The sequence below is a fragment of the Lysinibacillus sp. RU7 genome (genome assembly GCF_057837305.1).
In genome coordinates this window covers 17,383-34,512 of sequence record NZ_JBYQFK010000023.1, presented here as the reverse complement: position 1 = coordinate 34,512, position 17,130 = coordinate 17,383, and the positions used below count along the sequence as shown (strand labels likewise).

Annotated in this window: 17 protein-coding genes and 1 riboswitch; of the genes, 16 read left to right on the top strand and 1 reads right to left on the bottom strand. The window is 35.8% G+C overall.

All coding sequences use genetic code 11. From position 1 onward, the window contains the following. The first annotated feature begins 7 nt into the window (after positions 1-7). The 8 genes from AC3II9_RS15910 to AC3II9_RS15875 all read left to right on the top strand — a co-directional run bounded on the left by AC3II9_RS15910 (position 8) and on the right by AC3II9_RS15875 (position 10,529). Entirely contained in the window at positions 8-952 is a 945-nt protein-coding gene (locus AC3II9_RS15910) for an AAA family ATPase (protein ID WP_489157000.1), read from the top strand. Further along, a complete protein-coding gene (locus AC3II9_RS15905; protein ID WP_489156999.1) occupies positions 949-2,148 on the top strand; it encodes a DUF58 domain-containing protein in 1,200 nt (399 codons plus the stop codon). Before AC3II9_RS15910 ends, AC3II9_RS15905 begins: the two co-directional genes overlap by 4 nt. Beyond that, the gene (locus tag AC3II9_RS15900; RefSeq protein ID WP_489156998.1) at positions 2,145-4,313 is read left to right on the top strand and encodes a transglutaminase TgpA family protein; all 2,169 of its coding nucleotides are present in this window, start codon (positions 2,145-2,147) and stop codon (positions 4,311-4,313) included. Before AC3II9_RS15905 ends, AC3II9_RS15900 begins: the two co-directional genes overlap by 4 nt. A 33-nt stretch (positions 4,314-4,346) precedes the next feature. After that, positions 4,347-4,448: riboswitch (purine riboswitch) on the top strand. Positions 4,449-4,620: 172 nt separating this feature from the next. Beyond that, complete coding sequence (gene guaA / locus AC3II9_RS15895) at positions 4,621-6,204, top strand: glutamine-hydrolyzing GMP synthase (protein ID WP_489156996.1); 1,584 nt, start codon at positions 4,621-4,623, stop codon at positions 6,202-6,204. Positions 6,205-6,542: 338 nt separating this feature from the next. Next, a complete protein-coding gene (locus AC3II9_RS15890) occupies positions 6,543-6,779 on the top strand; it encodes a hypothetical protein (RefSeq protein ID WP_489156994.1) in 237 nt (78 codons plus the stop codon). Between the two features lie 264 nt (positions 6,780-7,043). Next, positions 7,044-7,430, top strand: a complete 387-nt coding sequence (locus AC3II9_RS15885; RefSeq protein WP_489156993.1) for a hypothetical protein — start codon at positions 7,044-7,046, stop codon at positions 7,428-7,430. 1,206 nt (positions 7,431-8,636) lie between these two features. After that, positions 8,637-8,861: a DUF2651 family protein gene (locus AC3II9_RS15880; RefSeq protein ID WP_489156991.1), complete on the top strand. Its 225-nt coding sequence runs from the start codon at positions 8,637-8,639 to the stop codon at positions 8,859-8,861. 498 nt (positions 8,862-9,359) lie between these two features. Beyond that, on the top strand, positions 9,360-10,529 hold the full coding sequence (locus AC3II9_RS15875; protein ID WP_489156989.1) for an MFS transporter: 1,170 nt from the start codon (positions 9,360-9,362) through the stop codon (positions 10,527-10,529). A 192-nt stretch (positions 10,530-10,721) separates the two neighbouring features. Here AC3II9_RS15875 and AC3II9_RS15870 read toward each other — a convergent pair whose 3' ends face one another. Beyond that, entirely contained in the window at positions 10,722-11,387 is a 666-nt protein-coding gene (locus AC3II9_RS15870) for an HAD family hydrolase (RefSeq protein WP_489156987.1), read from the bottom strand. Positions 11,388-11,826: 439 nt separating this feature from the next. Here AC3II9_RS15870 and AC3II9_RS15865 point away from each other — a divergent pair, with 439 nt between their 5' ends. The 8 genes from AC3II9_RS15865 (at position 11,827) to AC3II9_RS15830 (ending at position 16,718) form a co-directional block, all read left to right on the top strand. Further along, positions 11,827-12,429: a hypothetical protein gene (locus AC3II9_RS15865; protein WP_489156985.1), complete on the top strand. Its 603-nt coding sequence runs from the start codon at positions 11,827-11,829 to the stop codon at positions 12,427-12,429. A 434-nt stretch (positions 12,430-12,863) separates the two neighbouring features. Continuing rightward, positions 12,864-13,013 (top strand): hypothetical protein, encoded by a 150-nt coding sequence (locus AC3II9_RS15860; RefSeq protein ID WP_489156983.1) that lies wholly within the window; start codon positions 12,864-12,866, stop codon positions 13,011-13,013. A gap of 758 nt (positions 13,014-13,771) precedes the next feature. Beyond that, positions 13,772-14,227, top strand: coding sequence for a topoisomerase (locus AC3II9_RS15855; RefSeq protein ID WP_489156981.1), 456 nt, complete (start codon positions 13,772-13,774; stop codon positions 14,225-14,227). Between the two features lie 118 nt (positions 14,228-14,345). Next, entirely contained in the window at positions 14,346-14,531 is a 186-nt protein-coding gene (locus AC3II9_RS15850; RefSeq protein WP_489156979.1) for a hypothetical protein, read from the top strand. An 87-nt stretch (positions 14,532-14,618) separates the two neighbouring features. Continuing rightward, a complete protein-coding gene (locus AC3II9_RS15845; protein WP_489156977.1) occupies positions 14,619-14,852 on the top strand; it encodes a hypothetical protein in 234 nt (77 codons plus the stop codon). A 126-nt stretch (positions 14,853-14,978) separates the two neighbouring features. After that, complete coding sequence (locus AC3II9_RS15840) at positions 14,979-15,341, top strand: hypothetical protein (protein WP_489156975.1); 363 nt, start codon at positions 14,979-14,981, stop codon at positions 15,339-15,341. A 197-nt stretch (positions 15,342-15,538) separates the two neighbouring features. Next, positions 15,539-15,961 carry a lipoprotein gene (locus AC3II9_RS15835; RefSeq protein ID WP_489156973.1) on the top strand — a complete coding sequence of 141 codons (423 nt, stop codon included), beginning with the start codon at positions 15,539-15,541 and terminating at the stop codon, positions 15,959-15,961. A gap of 301 nt (positions 15,962-16,262) precedes the next feature. Next, positions 16,263-16,718 (top strand): VanZ family protein, encoded by a 456-nt coding sequence (locus AC3II9_RS15830; RefSeq protein ID WP_489156971.1) that lies wholly within the window; start codon positions 16,263-16,265, stop codon positions 16,716-16,718. The last annotated feature ends 412 nt before the right edge of the window (positions 16,719-17,130 follow it).

Here is a 17,130-nt window from a genome sequence, read left to right as displayed (position 1 = left end):
TTTATCGATGCAGCAACAAATACAGGCTGTCATTCACAATATAGAAAAAGTCATGATTGGAAAACGTGACATTGCAGAACTCAGTATTGTCGCGTTATTAGCAGGGGGACATGTCCTATTAGAAGACGTACCTGGTGTCGGAAAAACAATGATGGTGCGGTCGCTCGCAAAGTCCGTTGGGGCGGATTTTAAACGGATTCAATTTACGCCAGACTTACTGCCATCAGATGTAGTCGGTGTGTCGATTTATAACCCGAAGACATTACAATTTGAATTTCGACCAGGTCCGATTGTCGGGAATATTATTTTAGCGGATGAAATTAATCGGACATCCCCAAAAACACAAGCGGCATTACTAGAGGCGATGGAAGAAGCGTCAGTCACAATTGATGGGGAAACGCTCGAAATTCCGAAGCCATTTTTCGTGATGGCAACACAAAACCCGATTGAATATGAAGGGACGTATCCGCTACCGGAAGCACAGCTAGACCGCTTTTTACTGAAAGTGAGAATGGGGTATCCAACAGCACAGCAAGAGATTGAAATCCTACGCCGTGCAGAAAATAAAAAGCCGATTCAAGAAATTACATCGGTGATGACGATTGATGAACTACGTGAGCTACAACACGCTGTACAGCAAGTGTATATAGAAGATGGTGTGAAAAGCTATATTATCGATATTGCAAGAGCGACACGTCAGCATCCAAGAGTGTATTTAGGGGTGAGTCCACGTGCATCGATTGCGCTCATGAAGGCAGCGCAAGCGTATGCGTTTATGCAAAACCGTGACTTCGTCAAGCCAGACGACATTAAGTATTTAGCGCCATTTGTGTTTAGCCATCGTTTAATTTTAACGCCTGAAGCCCGCTACGAAGGAATCCAGCCGGAACAAGTACTAGCGCAAGTGATCGAGCAAATTTTTGTGCCGGTGAAAAGGTTTACGGATTCATGAAAACAGCAGTAAAAATGATGCGGCAAACTGGCCGTTTTTTTACGGTCATCGGTTTACTTGTGTTAACATTTTGTTTTGCAATGTTCCAAGGTGGCTTTGTTAGTTGGTTTATTTTCTTTACGGTGTTGCCTTTCTTGCTGTACTCGCTCGTGCTTGCGATCATCCCGCTACGCATTGACAATGTAATACGTGATATTACACCAGCAACACGCGAGCGCGGCGATACTGCTACGATTACCGTCCGTTTTGACAATAAGTCGCTTTTCCCGTTTGTTTTCCTTGTCGTACGGGAACTCGATATGGATGAGCGATTTTACCATATTGCGGGCGGGCGTTCGAGTAACTTATTTTTAGTCGGCTGGAAGCGACACTTCGAGTGGACATATGAGCTAGAAAACTTGCAACGCGGGGAGCATATGTTTTCAGCTTTAGAGCTGACGTTCACAGATTTTTTTGGTTGGGTTGTTCGAAAAAAAGTCATTGAACAACGAGACCGTTTGCTCGTGTATCCGAAAACGGTCGATATGCCGTATACGTCGTTGCAAATGCAGTACGACCAAGGTGCTGTCGCAACGAAATATGCTATTGTAAAGGATACGACGATGGTGACAGGGGTTCGTGATTATCAACCAGGGGATCGTTTCTCTTGGATTCATTGGAAGTCATTTGCGAAAAATGGGGAGCTTCGTACGAAAGAGTTTGAGGATCGACAATCGCAAAGCTTATTTCTGTATATGGATTGTGCTACAACACAGCATTTTGAGGAAGTGGTCGAATTGACTGCCTCGATGTTAAAGGCGATTGTGAAAAGGCATGGCGATGTCGCCTTCTTGTCTGAAGCAGAGCGGTGTGTATTTTACCCGGCGGTACGAACGGAAGCCCAATTCGAAAATGTAATGCAGCATTTAGCGAAAGTTACCCCGAATACAGAATCTTCCATGGACATGCTACTTCGCAATGAACGCCAATTAAATCACTCGATTCTTCTTTTGATCACAGGGCACATAACGGATGAGCTGAAAACATTTTTAATGAATAGCTCAAAATATGCGCGTGCTGTTGTATGCTTTGTTGTCGTATCGACGGAACAATATAAAGCACAAAAAGGCGCAGCGCCACGCTTTATGAATGCGAAAGTTGTGTATGTAACGAAAGAGATGTTCAATCATGCCTTCGCGGAGGTGAATAAGCCGTGAAAAAAGATGTGATGCATTATGTGGAGTTAAGTTTGTACTATGTCATTCTATTTTTTATTTTACGTGAATGGTTAGTACCAGTTGTTGAATTAACATCAACAGGACATTTAAATCTCTTATTATTATTTATTGTTCTAGCGTTTGTGTTAAATCTATTCCAGGCACCGATTGTTGTATCGTGGCTCGCAAAGTTTACGTATATTGCTTGGTTTATTGTGCATGTCTATAGTGAGGAAAAGCTATGGAGCGCGGCAGGCTTACAATTTTTACAGATCGATATAAAGCGTAACGTAGAAGTATTATTCGCGGGGCAATGGGAGGGTGTGACTGATCCACTTCGCTCTGTGCTCTTTTTCTTGCTCATGTGGATGCTCATTTATTTAATCCATCATTGGCTAACCGTCCGTATGACGATATTTTATTTCTTCGTTTTAACGGTATTTTTCATTGCGACACTCGATACGTTTACATCGTATAACGGTGCAGCGGCGATTGTGAAAGTCGTGCTGTTAGGTCTTATTATGACAGCTTTCCTGTATATGAAACGTTTGATCGTTGAAACAGGGACTTCCTTTGCATTTTATAAATACATGCGCTACATTTTACCGATTACCTTGGCCATTGGTGTGGTAGGGATGGTCGCTATTTTACTACCGAAAGCAGCACCGCAATGGCCAGACCCAGTACCGTATATTAAAAGTTTATCCGGTACTGCTGGTTCTGGTGGTACGTCTATTTCCAAGGTTGGACTTGGGGAAGATGATAGCCGTCTTGGCGGGTCGTTTGAGGGCGATGATACGGTCGTATTTTACGTACACGCACCAGAGCGTCAATATTGGCGTGTGGAAACGAAAGATTTATACACGGGGAAAGGCTGGGAGTCGACGTCCGATTTATATTCGTTGTTTGAAATTACAGATGGCAATGTTATGAATTCGGTCGGCTATAATGAGCAAGGGGACGTGAAACGCGCAGAGGTATTTCCGGCAGTCGTTGATAAGGCTTATATATTACAACCGTATGGCATTAGAAGTGTTCATACTAGAAAGAGTGATATTACACTGCAGTTCAATCGCATAACGGAACGTCTAACAACAAAATTAGGCAGTACTGATACACCTGTAGAGACCTATGATTTGTGGTATAGTACGCCAGAATATAGCTATACTGAGCTGAAAACGCCGGTGACAGCGTCGGAACTAGTGACTGTGGACGAGCGTTATTTACAGTTACCAGCTGAATTGCCAGAACGTGTACGCCAATTAGCCTTTGATATTACACAAAAACATCAAACGGGCTACGATAAAGCACGGGCAATTGAGCAGTATTTCAAACGAAACGGCTTTACGTATGACATAAAAGATGTCGCTATCCCAACCGAAGCGCAAGACTATGTCGATCAGTTTTTATTTGAAACGAAAATTGGTTATTGCGATAACTTCTCTACATCAATGGTCGTCATGCTTCGCTCTATCGGCATCCCGGCACGCTGGGTAAAAGGTTTTGCCAATGGGACAGAAAAAGGGCGCTTTGACGAGGAGTTACGTGTTTTTGAAATTGAAAATAATGACGCACACTCTTGGGTAGAGGCGTATATCGACGGCGTGGGCTGGATGCCATTTGAACCAACAATTGGCTTTGTGAATCAGGCGGATATTAACTTTGACATGGAAACAACAGAGTCAGAGGAATTATTACTCGAACAAGAGAAAGAGCAACAAGAGCTGAAGGAACAACAAGTCGAGGAACAAGCGGTACAACAAGAAAAAGCCAAAAAGCAACAAAGCATCAGCATTGATTGGAAGTGGCTTGTGCTCGCACTACTCGCATTAGCAGGCGTCGGTTATCTATTATTTAGGAATCGACGGAAGTGGTTAGTGAAAATGCATGTCAGCAGGCAGCGCCGACAACCGACTAACGCGACAACGCTCCAAAAATCGTATAAAGTGTTGTTAAAACAACTAGAAAGCGTTGGACTCAAACGAGGGTCTAGTGAAACGCTACAAGCTTTTGCTGTACGTGTAGACGACTATTTCGGTACGGACGATATGTCTAAAATTACAGACTTACATGAAAAAACGATTTACAGTAAAGACATGACGCACTTTAATTTTGATGAAATTAAAGAAAGTTGGGAATATTTAATCAATCGCACAACCGGTTGATTTTACAGGGATTAAAGAGTAAAATTTAGAGAAAATCAATAATCACTGTGCCTTCATATAAGTCCGATAATACGGTTCGGATGTTTCTACTAAGTTACCTTAAATAACTTATCTATGACGGTAGGCTGTCGCATGGACTAAATGGACAGCCTACCTTTATATACTTGTAGATGAACGCGGGGATGTATTCTTTCGCGTTTTTTTATAATAAAGTGTTTAATTGTGCGATGCAGCACACAATAAGCTAAACGGTGAAATCTAAAGGAATAGATGGAAGCTATTAGCCAAATTAAACAAGCTTTTATACATGAGGCAATCAATATTAGAAGAGGTGGAAAACGTGTCAACTCCTTTATTAAAAGAGCAACAAAAAGTGGTCGTGCTTGATTTTGGTAGCCAATTTAACCAATTAATCACACGTCGTATTCGTGAATTTGGTGTATTCTCAGAATTACACCCACACACAATTACAGCAGATGAAATTAAAGAAATGAACGCTGTCGGAATCGTCTTCTCAGGCGGCCCAAACTCAGTGTACGATGACAACGCATTTAAAGTAGACCCAGCGATTTTCGAACTAGGTTTACCGATTTTAGGTATTTGCTATGGTATGCAGTTAATGGCTCATACAAATGGCGGAAAAGTAGAAAGCGCAGCAACGCGTGAATACGGGAAAGCTGAATTAACAGTGACAACAGATAACTTACTATTCGGCGACCTACCAAAAGAGCAAGTTGTATGGATGAGCCATGGTGACCACGTAACAGAAGTACCAGCTGGCTTTGAAGTGATCGCAACAAGCGCATCTTGTGAAATCGCAGCAATGGCGAATGCAGAGAAAAAATTCTATGCAGTACAATTCCACCCAGAAGTACGTCACTCTGTATACGGAAATGACTTACTGAAAAACTTCGTATTCAATGTATGTGAGGCAAAAGGCGACTGGTCAATGGCTAACTTCATCGAAATCGAAATCGCTAAAATCCGCGAGCAAGTTGGAGACAAGCAAGTTCTTTGTGCCCTATCAGGTGGCGTAGATTCATCTGTAGTAGCGGTATTAATCCACAAAGCAATCGGCGACCAATTAACTTGTATGTTCGTAGACCACAACTTAAACCGTAAAGGTGAAGTAGAGCAAGTGATGAAAACTTTCACAGAAGACTTCGATATGAAAGTAATCAAAATCGATGCACGTGAACGTTTCATGAACAAGCTAAAAGGTGTGTCTGATCCAGAGCAAAAACGTAAAATCATCGGGAACGAATTCATTTACGTATTCGACGAAGAATCTGCAAAATTAGAGAACATGGACTTCTTAGCTCAAGGTACTCTTTACACAGACATCATCGAATCAGGTACAGCAACAGCGCAAACAATTAAATCTCACCACAACGTAGGTGGATTACCAGAAGATATGAAGTTCGAATTAATCGAGCCACTAAACACATTATTCAAAGACGAAGTACGTGCTCTAGGTTTAGAGCTTGGTTTACCAGAAGCAGTCGTATGGCGTCAACCATTCCCAGGTCCTGGTCTTGGTATCCGTGTACTTGGTGAAGTAACAGAAGAAAAATTAGACATCGTACGTGAAGCAGATGCAATCCTACGTGAAGAAATCAAAAACGCAGGTCTAGAGCGCGACATTTGGCAATACTTCTGTGTATTACCAGATATCCGTTCAGTAGGCGTCATGGGCGATGGCCGTACGTACGACTACGCAATCGGTATCCGCGGCGTAACATCAATCGACGGCATGACTTCTGACTGGGCACGTATCCCTTACGACGTATTAGAAAAAATCTCAGTACGTATCGTTAACGAAGTAAAACACGTAAACCGCGTGCTGTATGATATTACTTCGAAGCCACCAGCGACGATTGAGTGGGAATAAACGCTCGCCAAATTTCGAGGAGCTTTAGCACCGCAGAAATTTTTTGCGCAGCAAAGCGGGCGTTTGCGACGAGCAGCGTAAGCAGCGCAGGAGCACACACGTAGATAGGAACCACTCGAGCAATCGAGTGGTTTTTGTGTTTAAAATAGGCGGAGTATCGAGGGCAAGAAAAATTTTTCACGATAGATGTACAATTAAGTAGTAACGAGCAATTCTGGTTGTATCAAGGGTTTGAAGGTTGTCTGAGTGATCATTTACTTGTTCACCTGCAACAACTTTATTTCAAAATAAGACTCTCTTTTATTCACACTATTTGTGAATGAAGGGGGTCTTTTTTTGTGACAAAAATTTTAGAGCTAATAGACGATTTAAAGCTCAATCAGCAAATTCAAGGAAGGAAACCGAAGTATGTAGAGATGTGTATTTGGCGGCTGACAAGGTGGCAGGAGTTTATGAAAGATGAGCTAGGAAACCGGCCACAAAATTTCTTTTTTAAAGAAGTAGCGGATCTATGTAACGATTATATAGAGAAGACTTATACACTAACTTATGATGAATTAGATACTAAAGAATAAAAGACTGAAACAAGGAATAGTAGAGTAAATAATGGTTGGTGTTCTAACTTAATGGTATGAGAGTTGTAGAATGGGTTCTTCTTCAACGAGGTGTCCCGTCAGATTTATGCGGATTTACAACGGTAAGCAAAGAAAAGTCCCCAACGACGCTTTGGGAATGTTTTTGAATCTATATAAGTCTTACTTTAAGACTTATTATTAATTGATTATTCAGTAAAACTAAGTATAATATAGGTATATACAATTATTGGAAAGGAGATATAGATGAAAAAGAAATTAAGTGTATTTTTACTATTAACAATATTGGCTTGTGGTATTTTTACATTTTCAAATAATTCTTATGCAGTCAATCAGATGAAAGAATTAAAAGACGACAATCATTCTACGGGGGTTCAAACTCTAACAGTTTTAGATTCCCAAGATGTGTCCTATTTAACTACAAAAGAAACTGAAGTAACTGAAGAAACTGAAGTAATTTATGCCCATTTCCATGAAGTACAAGAACACGAGTTTATCGAATTTACAAAAGAAATTGATGGGCATTTGTATAAAGGTACTCTAAGATTATATCGAGGCGTTAAGCAGGAAGACGGTAGCTGGAAAGTTACGTATAGTGGGGTGATTTCTAGAGTCGAATCGTCTAATGAATAACAGTTCTAATTTATACAAGTTGTATTCAAATAACGTTCCCAAATCAAAGCTTGGTAACATTTCAAACAGCGACAAGTACTGTTAAATCAGTGCTTGTCGCTGTTTTTTATAGAAAATAACACTCTGAGACGCTGAGAAAAATAATTTTAAATAAGACTGTTCAATCCACTTGTTCTGAATGGCTGTAACATATAAATAGACTCTCAATGAAATGTTCCCAAAGAACGCTTTAGGTAAGTTTTTTATTCAACTAGCGTCACAGTTTAGTTAAAGAAGAATTTTTTAGTACTAACTATTAATGCCAGCTAATAAAATTGATGAATAGGATTTTTTGGGAACTTATACCAATTGATTTCGTTACTCTTAGAAATGGAAAATTGTTACTGGAGTGAAAATGATGAAAATATTTAAGGTTCTTGTATTTTTTATAATGATTGCATTAGCTATTATTATTGCGGAACGTGGAATGATTTATTATGTTATAGTGTCAAACTCGGACCAGTTGTATAAAAATCCGTATCCATTATCTGAATTATCACCATATGTTCGCTCTGTAGTATCAGCCGCTATAGTGATGGTATCTTTATGGATTACATACAAAGTAATGCAAAGTCTATCATTCATTAAAACTAAAATGAAAAAAAATCCTTCTTAAAATGTTTATCGAGATTCAGAGGGCTTTAGTGCAAAAAAGATTTATAACGTATACATAAATGAATCTAATAAGCGTTCCCAAACAAAGGTTAGGTAATAATCCCTCATTCAATCGAGAGTGTGGGATGCTTTTTTACTAACGAAGCAGTAAAGTTGAAGATTATTGGACTTTCCTTGTAGAAATATAGAACTGGATAGAAATACAGAGGGGGAGAGAATTAAATGGAGTTATACATTGAACATTATGTTACAATCCTACTCTTAATTTCATTTGGATTTTTTATGCTATTACATCGTGGTTTACTGGAACAATTGAACCTTATAGAGATTTACTAATTACTATTGCAGTCGTTCACTTTGTTATGTCAAAACTGATAACTCTAAAAAAGAACAAAGAGAAGCAAGGGGAATAGTTATTGAACTAACAGGGGCTTGCTTTTAGCTGCTTATAATCAGTATGTCCTCAAACCACGCTTTGGAAAGGTTTGCACTTAACCATATAATGTATTTTGGTATACTTTATGATAAAAATGAAGTGGAAGTGTTATAGTAATGGAATTTATACTCGTACTACTTATATGCCCAATTGCTGTTATTATTGCATCAATTATCGGTTATTCCCTAGTCAAAAAATGGTTTGTAACACCTATAGTAACTTTTATTGTATTTACTATTATTACGTTTACCCTTTTCAATGAAACATTCTTTTTTTGGGTAATAATTTATACAATACTTTCAATTATCGTAAGTTTAATTACTAAATTTACAAAGAAATAAATTTAGTAAGAAAAACTGAAATTTGTATTAAGTATACATATCTAATAAGAATAACGTCCCCAAATCAAAGCGTGTTAACATTTCAAAAAGCGACAAGTACTGATTTAATTATCAAGACCTAAATTTAAAAAAGATAGAAAAATTAAAGGGTTCTACATATTAGATATATTTAATATGTAGAACCCTTTCTTCTTTTACTAAAGCACCTGTTAGTATAATAAGAATAGAGACGCTTATTCAACAAGCGCGCCCGATTGTTGAGCAACACCATTTTTATCTATATAGCGTAAATAAGGAGATAATCCAATATATAGGAATACCACTTTTTCCGTTATCATCCATATTTATTTCATTCTTTCTGACAAATTAAATTACATATATTCTCCAGTCCTTTCAGATTTATTTAATTATGCCATTGTGACATTATTATCTTATTCTTGAGTAAACACTCATCAAAAGCTAGTATATAGTTTGGGATATAATTAGGAAGGAGACAACATGGATAAGCGTATTTATTTTTTAATGATCCTATCCTTTATAATAGGTCTAGTTGAACTGATCATTAGCGGGATTTTAGATTTGATTGCAGAGGATTTACATGTAAGCATCGGCCAAGCAGGTTTGCTTATCACTGTTTTTGCTGTCATTTTTGCAGTTACATCGCCAATTTTACTTGTCATGACAGCTAAAATAGAAAGAAAAAGACTAACTTTAGTTTGCTTGTACATTTTTTTAATTGGTTGTATCGTAACAGTATTTGCACCTACTTTTTCTATTTTATTTATAGGAAGAATTATTTTAGCATTAAGTGGAGCGCTATTAATCATACTGTGTTTAGTTATGGCTCCTAGTTTAGTAGGAGAACAGTATAGAGGTAGGGCTATCGGGATTGTCTCTGTGGGAGTAAGTGCTTCGTTAGTTTTAGGGGTACCGCTTGGGCTTATCATAGGAGATAATTTTGGCTGGAGAGCACCATTCGTACTTATAACTATTTTAACAGCATTGTCAATTATCGGCGTTCATGTATTAATGGGAAGGATACAACCGAAACCTCAAATTCCGTTGAGGAAGCAGCTTGCAGCATTTAAAAATTACAAAACTACATTAGGGCTAACAACGACATTCCTCTATATGACAGGCCATACGATTATGTATGCCTATTTTAAGCCTTATTTAGAAGCAACCTCTGATTTTAATGCAACTTGGATAAGTGTCATCTATTTCATTTTCGGTTTTTCTGCTGTAGTTGGTGGAGGGCTTGGCGGTGTAATGGCAGATTTATTGGGATCAAGAAAAACAATGATTATTGCTCTAGTCGTTTTTAGTGCTTTATTCTTTATATTTCCATATTCAACAGATTTGTTTCCAGTATTTCTCATAGTCATTATCATTTGGGGAATTCTCAGTTGGGCGATTGCACCGGCTATGCAATCTTATTTAATTGAAATAGCACCTGAATCATCAGAAATTCAACAAAGCTTGAATAATTCAGCTCTTCATTTAGGTGTTGCTGTTGGTTCAGTGATTGGGGCTGGAATTGTAGATACACTTTCAGTCGAAGTAAATCCATTTGGAGGTGGAATATTCATAATTTTATCATTCATTACTGTCGTCATTTCTATTAGCAGTAAGAAAAAAACTTCTTATAAAACAAAGAGTGCAATTTGAGATATTTCAAATTGCGCTTTTTTTATGTATATCTCCTTTCCTACACGGTAGTTAAAAAATAGGTATTATTTTGTATAAAAACAGACTGTTTCAGTCCATTTTTCTCGGTCTTTAATCCGGTAAATGCCCCTTAAATGAAAATAAGCGCTTATCCTCATTTAAGGATAGCGCCCGTTAATAAATGGCACATATTTATTTACTAAATATTAGTTGATTGAATTCTTCTACTGTTTCAAAGTAATATTTAGATTCCCTTTTCATTTGTTCCTTGATTTCAGGAATTATGTGAGACCATCCAGCAGCGGCAAAATCTACATTGCAACTTCTTGCCATCTCCAGTCCAGGTTTAAGGTCATCTAACATTAATGCCTCAGTTTCTTGAAGATTAAAGCGTTTCAAAATTTCCTTTATAGGGTAAGGATGTGGCTTTCTTTGATGTTCAGGAAGTTCCCACCCAAAAGTTGCATCTGGTATAAAACCACAATGGATAGAATAATCTCTTTCAATTCGGCTTTTTTCAGAATGAGAAATAACTGTCACAATTCCACCTTGTTTTTTAAATTCTTTAATTGTTTCAGGAAACATCTCATAAAAATCTGGTACAGTTGATTCGGTATATTTCCTCCAAATTTCTTGCTGATGTTGCAATTCTTCGTCTGTAAATTTAATTATGTCTTTACATAGAGAAACGAACCCTGGATTGAAACAGTATCCAACAAATTTATCAAGTGTAATAACCCTCTCATTTGGTCGTATTTTTTTTAGGGCTTCAACAAAAGATGGATAATGTATTTTTGGTGTACTTTTTACTGCCGTATCGTCGTGGTCCAAGATTAAACATTTATATTTTAAAGCCATAGTATCCTCCTATAAGTTCATAGTCTCTCAATCATTTTAACATAATATTATCTAGTAATTTTTTCTTAATATAAAGGAGAATATCTCTTTAAATATAAAATCAAACATTTCCTATAACAGAGTCATTTAAATACTAACCCTATCAACAATTTTAATCATTCTTTCGTTAACCTGACACTATACAGTTGTAATCAAAATTTGGGGTGCAGTTCACAGTTGTTACAATAAACGGTTTTCGTGGCTTTTTGTATGAACATTCTTTATACAGCTTTTTATGCAAGAAGCGCAAATACTTGATATATCAATATTTACACGTGTATAGCTTACCGTTTAGTGTGCATAAAATTGTGCATATTTCTTAGCGTTGTAAATACGCATTTTTCTGCCTGTACCCCTTTATGTTAAAATAATCCTATTATTACCTTGGGGAGTGAAAAATATGAAGCGAATGCCATTTGAACCGCCAACAGAACATTATAATAAGCATATGGAAGAAATAGATGAACAAATATGTGATTTAATCAAAAAACGGAAAGAACTCTCGGATAATAATCCCGGCTTCCCTACTAAACAACTTATAACGGATTGGTCAATAAAATATAATTTTTATGAGGATTTTCTAAATGGTGTTTTTGCGCATTTCTTAAATGAAGATATGTATAAACCTGTTGTAGAGCCAATAGGATATCTTAAAAATATACCGATATTAAAGTCATTTGAAAATAATGATATATTTTATTCGGTAACCTTTATTCGTCAATTCGAAAACGCAAGTGTAGTTCATTTGAATATTGATAGTATTTCTACTAGTGACGTGTCTGAATGGCATCAAAAAGAACATACCCATTTTGAACTCTCCGTAGAAGGCGAAGAAACTCATTATGATTGTCGGAATGAAGGGGGAGGAGGAACTGTTGGTCATGAAACCTTTACTTTCATTGTTTCACCTGCTTTACCCGATGATATCTCTACATATAAATTAGTCTTTAAAGAATATAAAATGCCGTTCCAAAAGCCAACAGGTTTTGAATTTGTTATTTAAGAAGGCGATTAATTCGTAATTAACAACCCATATCTCCATTAAAGAATTAGGCACTATAAAAGAATGGAAATAATTAGAGTTAATTCTCAAACTGGGAATGGACTTTTTTTATGTTTATAAAAATTACAGCAGACTATAACAGCTTCGTTAAGTATCATAATTTAAAAATTAAACGCTCTTTGAGTTATTTATAACAAATAACTGGAGTATTTTTTCAGTTGAAATTAGCGACTTAATTGATGTCTTGAAAATGAATCAGTAAATTTAAGGTCGTAAAGAGAAGTTTGGCTATGAATTTTTTTACTAAGTTTTTACGGACATATGCAAGGTTAGGCAGTACACTAATAAAGTAAAAAGATTTGCTTCAGTAAAATAGGGTATATTATAGTTGTTGAATAAATTCTCTTTAAAGACAAGAAAAGTAGGTGAACAAAGTGGGGAAATATCAATTGGATACCAAGGGTAAGATGGCTGTGACAAAGTATCATGAAAAAAACAAGCCTGCCCAATTTGATAAAAAGCAGCAACTTGAAAAAATACGTGCAGAGTATTTGAAAAAAAAGCAAGAACAAACAGATAAATAATATGAATGAAGGGAGTGTCCGAGAAGTAATTCTGGGATACTCCCTTTGCGCCGAGGATGGTGGAAATTATATTTCTACCACCGCAGAAGCACCGCCTGCAGCGGATATTTAACATACGAACGAAGCACTGTCCGTAAAAGTAACACTTTTCGGACAGCCCCTTCTTATTCGAAGTTCTTTTTTTATTGATTTTGACATTGAAACGACATAACCATTATTCAAAAAAATAACGTTGTAAATAGGGGGCGCCTGCTACAATTGAGGACAAAAATTACATGAATTGAACGGATTTTTCTGTTTTGATTAAAACCCTTATGTATCAATGGTTGGTGAACGTGCTGTATGACATTACTTCTAAGCCACTGCACCAGAGAAATTTTTCACGACAGACGCACAATTAAATAGCAATGAGAAAAAGCTTGGAGCGCCAAATAAGGTTCGCCGAGCTTTTTTATTTTGTGATACCAAGATGAATATTATTAAAATGGAAAAACAAGGATCTTGTAATGAGAGAGGGACAATATGAATAGCAACGTGAAAAAGCCAATGGTAGAACATTTGTTTAGTAGACAAATTATAGACCGAGTATAAGTTAACGAGATGCGAGTTGTGAAATAGATGCTTCAACTAACGAAGTAGGTTAGTTGAAGAAGGGTATATTTAAAATTGAAACTTTTACCAATATATACCGTCAAAATTACGGATGGAGAATTGTTGTGGAATGTGCACTTTATTTTTGAAAGGGGAATTTAGAAATAATGAAACAAGCTATAATTTCAGGAATTGTATTTAGTTCAATTTTGTTAGTTGGGTGTAATGGAGAGCAGAAAGAAGAACAAGTTCAAACAAAAATGACTGAGGTAATAGAAAGTGAGCAGGAAATAGCAGTTGCTCCGAAAAACGGGGGAAATGATGCAAATTTATCATCAGAAGAATCAAATTTATTATCAGAATTAGGAGATAAAATAAGAGTATCTATTACAGAACAAACGGAACTTGATAGTAAGTACATAAAAATAATATTAGGTGGTAGTCCTTTTAAAGGAATTATTAATGTATCAGTAAGTTTCCCAAATGATGCAAAAGTTGATGATACGATGATTCAACAAATCGTTGAAGATGCTATTAAAAATGTTTATGCAACAGAAAACATAGCAATTAGCGAAGAAAATATAACAATAAACATTGAGAAATATTACCGGAGAAGTTCTTAAAGGATACAAACAACCTTAAAAGTACAGTTGCTTTATAAGATGGCTAAAAAATTCAGGGGTATGGTCTGGTGTGTTATTCTACGAGCGGATCATGATTACATAGAAGAAGGAGATCCCTATGAAAAAACCAAACTATTGTCCCAACTGTGGAATGAAATTTACTGACGCTTCGTTGGTAAAGGCGTTTACTGCACTTATCTTTAATCCCAAAGAAAAAGATGAAATAACAGTGCCCGCTAAAGGGTGGGGAGTTGAGTGTATTAGTTGTGGGTGGTCTGGAGAAATCTCTCCTGATATACAATAATCAAATCTAGATAACGTCCCCAAAATCTCGCTTTAGGAAGATTTATTACACTTGAGATACTTAGCGAAAAAGGAGGAAGTTTATTTTATGGAATTAAAAGAATTTAACGCCTTTCTAAATAAGTTAGAGGAAAAGGAGATTTTTTATAAGCTAAATAAAATTAGAACTGACACCATTATGGTGGCAGTAGTTGTTCCAGGTCAACGATGGGAGATTGAATTTTTCGACGACGGTTCTGTTGAAATTGAAAAATTTATTAGCGATAAAGATATGTACGATGTTAGTGAATTAGAAATCCTTTTTAAAGAATTTAGTGATTAAATTTATTTGTTTTATACAAATCCATAAAAAGATTTACTAAACCTCGCTTTGGTAACTTTAATATAAATATTCAGTGGACTCTAAGATAATAGATATATATTAAGATAAAACGAGGGAGCTGTTAATATGCCTTATGTTCACGAGTTTGGAATAATTGCTTGTATAGAAGAGGTTAAAGATGATATTCATTATGAACCTGAAAAATATGGTTGCGTAACCGTAGATGGCGACTTTATTGACGAACTATCTACTACGGATTTTGGTAAAAAAATAGACAATCTAAAAACATTCGCACACAGCATAAATAGACCCTATAACAATCTTTGCTATTTCGGAATAACATTGATACCACCGAGTTCTCATGCGTACTTTTTAAATATTGTGCGTGAAGCAAACGACGATTACAAATCAGAACAACTTGAAAATTTGATGAAAAAAATTGATGAAGCAATAAAAGAAAATAAATGGATGATTCATTTTGGTGCATAACTTTGTTAATCAATACTCACCATCCAGCATGCACCCATTATTTAAATAATGTTCCCAAGCGAAAGTTAGGTAATAATATCCCCCACCACGTTTTGGGTACTTTTTTTATTGAACTAATGAAAGTAGTTTACTTTAGCAACATCTAACAGATAATTTGGATATATATGTTAAAATGAAAAAGTGAGGTGAATAATGAAATGAATAAATTAATTTTAGCCATATTGATTGTTCTTATTTTGACTGGATGCAATGGTACTCTTACTCAACCAGAAGGTAAAGTGATTGTTAATGGGGAACAATATACAATGATTCAAAGTAATTATGAGTGGAAAGAAGACAAAGTTGAAATTAGAACACTAAGTTCTCCCGATATAAGCGAATTAGCTGAACTTTTCGATACAATAGAAGTTGAAAAAGACCATACATTAAAATTTGAAATTGATAAAAATCCTTCTTTAATTACGGTGGCTAAACTGAATGAAGATGGCACAACTGATATTGTTGAAATGAAAGATAATGAAATTACGATGCCATCGGAAAGTGGATATTATATTTATCAACTTAAAACAATATGGTTTGAAGGAAAACAAACTTTTGTTTTTGATGTTAATGTAGAATAAAAAGGGTGGAATCATTGGAAGAAAAAATAAAATGTTATTTCAACCAAAGGGTGCTTTAGTGGCAACAAGGATTTATAACGTATACATAAATAAACTTAATAACGTTCCTAAATAAAAGTTAGGTAACAATACACCCTATTTGTGAGGAGGGTGTTTGCTTTGGTTACTTATTCAATAAAAATTCCCTATCTACGTTTGGGAACGTAATTAAAAGAACCATCAATTTATATATCAAAATAATAAAATCAGACAAATCGCCGTAACAAGCTAATCAAATTCCGAATTGAGGTGGTTTCTAAGTATGTTTAACAATATTTGGAAGTTTCTTTTTTCTATATACATATTATTAGTGCTAAATTTTATAGTGATTAAGTTCAATGGAAACATACAAGACGTTATCAATACCATACAATCGAATATGGAGCGTAGAAACCAAGGAGAATCATTTGCAAACTTAGTTCCTTTTAGGACAATTGAAACTTATATAAGTGATTTGAATTTTGGAATAGCTTTTAGAAATATTTTAGGTAATATCATTCCTTTTATACCAATGGGATTTCTAATACCAATGGCTTTTCCCTCTCAAAGAAATATAATCAAAACGATGATTTCTTGCTTTTTACTCATACTCATTGTAGAAATCCTTCAACTAATCTTATTTTTAGGCAATTTTGATATAGATGACATTATTCTAAATCTACTAAGTTGTTTTATAGGATTTATAATATACAAGAACATCTTTAGAGTAGTTTCTTAAAAAGTAGTTAATCCTCTTATAAGGTTCTTGTCAGGTGTATATAGATGTATAATGTTTATTAAAAAACGTTCCCAAATCAAGTTAGGTAACAAAACACCCCATTCAGAATGAGGTGTTTATTTTTAGTTGCTTAAGAATAGTATATCCCCGAACTACGCTTTGGGTACTTTAAACTTGAAATAATGTGTATTAAAGAAATTGATAAAAAGGGGGGAGTCTTTGAATATAGTATATTTTATAATTCTATTAACAGGTTTACTTTTATCAACTTGGTTATGTATTTTTTTCGAAAATAAGATAAGCAACAAGCGAATGATTCTATACGCATTTATATTTAATTTTATTTTTTTCTCATTCAGTTCTTTCGTATTGTACTCAATAGACCCACAAGAATTTCATAAAAATAATGATG

Coding starts and splice junctions, on each gene's coding strand:
- AC3II9_RS15910 (WP_489157000.1), top strand. CDS start 8: ATGCAGCAACAAATACAGGCTGTCATTCACAATATAGAAAAAGTCATG.
- AC3II9_RS15905 (WP_489156999.1), top strand. CDS start 949: ATGAAAACAGCAGTAAAAATGATGCGGCAAACTGGCCGTTTTTTTACG.
- guaA (WP_489156996.1), top strand. CDS start 4,621: ATGAGGCAATCAATATTAGAAGAGGTGGAAAACGTGTCAACTCCTTTA.
- AC3II9_RS15885 (WP_489156993.1), top strand. CDS start 7,044: ATGAAAAAGAAATTAAGTGTATTTTTACTATTAACAATATTGGCTTGT.
- AC3II9_RS15880 (WP_489156991.1), top strand. CDS start 8,637: ATGGAATTTATACTCGTACTACTTATATGCCCAATTGCTGTTATTATT.
- AC3II9_RS15875 (WP_489156989.1), top strand. CDS start 9,360: ATGGATAAGCGTATTTATTTTTTAATGATCCTATCCTTTATAATAGGT.
- AC3II9_RS15870 (WP_489156987.1), bottom strand. CDS start 11,387: ATGGCTTTAAAATATAAATGTTTAATCTTGGACCACGACGATACGGCA.
- AC3II9_RS15865 (WP_489156985.1), top strand. CDS start 11,827: ATGAAGCGAATGCCATTTGAACCGCCAACAGAACATTATAATAAGCAT.
- AC3II9_RS15855 (WP_489156981.1), top strand. CDS start 13,772: ATGAAACAAGCTATAATTTCAGGAATTGTATTTAGTTCAATTTTGTTA.
- AC3II9_RS15850 (WP_489156979.1), top strand. CDS start 14,346: ATGAAAAAACCAAACTATTGTCCCAACTGTGGAATGAAATTTACTGAC.
- AC3II9_RS15845 (WP_489156977.1), top strand. CDS start 14,619: ATGGAATTAAAAGAATTTAACGCCTTTCTAAATAAGTTAGAGGAAAAG.
- AC3II9_RS15840 (WP_489156975.1), top strand. CDS start 14,979: ATGCCTTATGTTCACGAGTTTGGAATAATTGCTTGTATAGAAGAGGTT.
- AC3II9_RS15835 (WP_489156973.1), top strand. CDS start 15,539: ATGAATAAATTAATTTTAGCCATATTGATTGTTCTTATTTTGACTGGA.
- AC3II9_RS15830 (WP_489156971.1), top strand. CDS start 16,263: ATGTTTAACAATATTTGGAAGTTTCTTTTTTCTATATACATATTATTA.